General features: G+C 67.7%; 3 protein-coding genes. All 3 read right to left on the minus strand.

From position 1 onward, the window contains the following. Positions 1 to 169: 169 nt before the first annotated feature. Entirely contained in the window at positions 170 to 811 is a 642-nt protein-coding gene (locus tag WBA11_RS10670; RefSeq protein WP_424520673.1) for a hypothetical protein, read from the minus strand. A 74-nt stretch (positions 812 to 885) separates the two neighbouring features. Beyond that, a complete protein-coding gene (locus tag WBA11_RS10675) occupies positions 886 to 1959 on the minus strand; it encodes a choice-of-anchor B family protein (protein ID WP_424520674.1) in 1074 nt (357 codons plus the stop codon). Between the two features lie 187 nt (positions 1960 to 2146). After that, positions 2147 to 2980, minus strand: an 834-nt coding sequence (locus WBA11_RS10680) for an LVIVD repeat-containing protein (protein WP_424520675.1), incomplete at its 5' end; no start/stop codon positions are given.

A 2980-nucleotide genomic window follows, 5' to 3' on the forward strand; every position in this document is an offset into this window, starting at 1 on the left:
GCCGCGTCCGGGCCGGTGGCGGAGGCGGCGCTGGGCGCGCCCGAGTCCGGGGCGTCGGCGCAGGCACCGAGGAGAACAGCAATGACGACGAAGTAGCGCATGAGAGCGAGGCAGGGACAGCCTCACCTACGCCCGCGCGGTCTCGGTGCTCCAGGCGCTGCCGCGAACGCTACGCCTCGGGGCGGCCGACGTCCTTCATGCCCGCCAGCGCCTCGAGGTCGACCGACCGGAGCGCGGCCTCGAGGTCGTCGTCGTCGACGCCACGGCCCGAGACGGAGACCAAGAAGCGGTCGGCCACTAGCAGGCTGAACTCGCCGGACCGCGACTCGGTGTCGTACTTGCGCAAGCCCTTCTCGCCTCCGAACGTGACCGTCCGCTCATAGCTCGTGCCGGACTCGCGGTCGATCTGGCCCATCGTCCAGCCCAGGCCCATCATGCTCATGGTCGGGATGGCGCCGTAGTCCATGATGCCGATGTCGTAGCGGGTGTCGTCGAGGTCGTAGTCGGCCTCGACCTGGGAGATCGAGAACCCCATCGCGCCGTCGGTCGAGCCCTCGACGTTCGTCTGCTCGATCCCGCCGACGTCGCCGGGCAGCAGCTCACGGAGCTCGCGGAAGTTGATGGGCTCGGCCGGTGGGCGCTCGGCCGCGGCCTGCATTTCCTCGACGGCGTCGGCCATGCCGCTCAGCTGGCCCAGGATGCCAGGCTCGCCGGTTTCTTCGACGTCGCCGTCGAAGCTGTCGGAGTCGTCACCGCCGCACGCAGCGAGGGGAAGGACGAGGGCGGCGGCAAGAAGGAGTCGGAAGGACATGGGGGTGGTAGGTGAGTCCACCCATGTCTACGTGGTTTTGCCCGATGGGCCGTCATCCGACCTCGAGGTCGGGTCTACAGATCGGCAGGCGGCGTCCAACGCAAGACCGTGAGCTGGCCCGTCCCGTCGCTCCCGTAGACGTATCCGTTGGGCGACGGCAGGGTCGCCCCCCAATTCCCGTCCATCGTGACGTCGTCGTGGCGCGGGTAGGTGTCGTGGTGCGCGACGACGGTCGGCGCGGACGGGTCCTCGATGTCGAGGACGTACAAGCCCGCCGTGTAGTGCGACATGAACGCGTAGCGACCCTGGACGAGCGCGTTGTGCGCGATCTGGTTGGCGCCGAGCCACTCGCCGACCAACTCCGGGTTGTCCGCGTCCTCGATGTTCCACACCTTGACCGTTTTGCCTGCCGTCTCCTCCGTCGTCACGACGTGGCGGCCATCGTCGGTTGGCCAGATGTTGTGGACGTAGCCCGCGTTCGGCACGTCGATGGTCGACTCGAGGACGGGTGCGGACTTGTCCGTCAAGTCCCAGATGGTGTACGTCGGCTGGCGTCCCTCGGCCACGTAGACGCGGTCGTCGTGCGCGTAGACGTCGTGGACGTCGCCCACGTCGAGTTGCCCCACCACGACCGGCGCGATCGCGTCCTCGAGATCGAGCACGTGGACGATTCCCTCGCTGCCATCCAAGACGTACGCGTGCCCGGTGACGGTGTCGATGGACAGGTTGTGGCTGGACACGAACGCGTCGCCGGGACCGCGCATGACCGCAATCTCTTCCGCGTGGTGCGGCAACCCGCGCAGGTCGATGATCTGCAACCCCTCGCTCCGCCCGTAGGCCTCGGTCGTGACGTAGGCGAACGAGCCGTACGTCTTGATGTCGCGCCAGTACCACCGCGCGCGCTCGGTCGGGCCGGGGATCTGGGCCACGACCTCGAGGCTGGGCACGGCCACGATGGACACGCCCTCGAGGTCGCCCATGATGGCGTACTCGGCGCCGTCGTTGGCGACGTAGCCCCAGACGTCGGAGCCGCCGGTCTCGAGCGAGTCGGTGACGATAGCCGGCAGGTCGACCGTGCCGACCAGGTCGAGGGTCTGCGCCGAGGCGAGCGGCGCGAAGAGAAGGGCGAGAGCAGCGAGACGGATCATAGCGGTAGGCGGCGGCAGAGCCCCAGTGTACCGCACGCACGTCCTCGAGGCATGCCCTGAGCGGAGCCGAAGGGACGAATCGGCACGGTGCCCCCGCCATCCCACGGCCTCGAGGGCGACGACCTACAACGGGTCGTTCACGCCCTCGAGGCGGTGTGGCTCAGACTCGGCCTCGAGGACGAAAACTCTACAGGTCGACGGCGTTCGGATTCCACTTGAGCACCGTCAGCGTGCCCTCGAGGTCGGACGCGTAGAGGTAGCCGCTCGGCGTCGGCATGGAGACGCCCCAGTTGCCGTAGAAGGCCGCGTCGTCGTTCTCGGGGTGCGTGTCGTAGTTGGCGACCTCGATGGGGTTCGCGATGTCGGTGATGTCCAGGATGTAGACGCCGGAGGCGTAGTGCGAGACCAAGGCGTGGTCGCCCGTGATCTGGACGTTGTGCGCGATGCGGCTCGTGCCGAGCCAGTCACCGACCAGCGTCGGGTTGTCCAGGTCGCTCAGGTCCCAGACCTTGACCGTCTTGTCGACGGTCTCCTCGGTCGTCAGCGCGTACATACCGTCGTCGGTCGGCCAGATGTTGTGGACGTAGCCCGGCGACGGGACGTTGACGCGGCTCATCAGGGTCGGGTTGGACTTGTCGGACATGTCCCAGATGGAGAACGTCGGCGCGCGGCCCTCGGCGACGTAGAGCGTGTCGCCACGAGCGAAGATGTCGTGGGAGTCCGGGACCGGCACGGACGCGACCTCGACGGGCGCGATGGGGTCCTTGAGGTCGAGGCAGATGATCTCGGTCCCGTCCGAGTTGAGCATGTACGCGTGGCCCGTCATCAAGTCGATGGACAGGTTGTGGCTCGAGACCAGCCGGTCGTCCACGCCGCGGATCACGGCGATCTCTTCGGCGTGGTGCGGCAGCCCGCGCAGGTCGATGATCTGTAACCCTTCGTTCGGGCCGTAGGCCTCCGTCGAGATGTACGCGAACGATCCGTACGTCTTGATGTCGCGCCAGTAGAACGGCGCGTTCTC

Origin of the sequence: Rubrivirga sp., assembly GCF_049648075.1 — a bacterium.
GTDB lineage: Bacteria > Bacteroidota > Rhodothermia > Rhodothermales > Rubricoccaceae > Rubrivirga.